The sequence below is a fragment of the Arthrobacter sp. 08Y14 genome, from assembly GCF_002929455.1.
Classification (GTDB): Bacteria; Actinomycetota; Actinomycetes; order Actinomycetales; family Micrococcaceae; genus Arthrobacter_B; species Arthrobacter_B sunyaminii.
In genome coordinates, this window is sequence record NZ_PJIX01000049.1 from 1 (window position 1) to 550 (window position 550).

Sequence of the window (550 nt, forward strand, 5' to 3'; positions counted from 1 at the left end):
TGTGCAACCGGCTCGGTATTGGTCCAGGCATCAGACTCAAACGTTCCGAGGCTGCGGATCTGCTGCTCGAAAAGCCCTATGCGCGGGCACGCTACCGGATCAGGTTTACCGTTCCCCCGGGCTGGCGGAACGTCGGGATCTTCGGAGTGCAGCACCACAACGCCAGGCAGGGCTGGTATTACCCCAACCGGCCCGGAGCAACAGGAGAGACCTGGTGCGACGGGGCAGAGATCTTTGTTGCTCAAAAATTCGGCTGGCTGGTGGACCCGCTGGAGGCTGTTCTGTTCAACGACAAGATGCCGGCTGAACGAAAGCGTTTCCGTGAGGGTGATGCTGTGGCCAGGCGGACCATGACGGAATCAAAGCCCCTGGACACCTGGGCGAAGAAACTTACCGAGGCCCGCCAGATGGTTGCAGAGGATCCTGAGCTTCCCCAAGGACTTAAGACAGCACTCGGTGGCGCGCTGCGGGCCATCCTCATCCAGTCCATCGGTAAGTTTGCTTCTCGCGGCCGCGGTTCAACAAAGGTCACTTATGACCCCAAGGCCAT

At 60.0% G+C, this 550-nt stretch carries 1 pseudogene; it reads left to right on the forward strand.

Features of this window, described 5'->3' with window-relative positions:
* Window positions 1–550, forward strand: a pseudogene (locus tag CXR03_RS18415) (hypothetical protein); the annotation flags it as partial.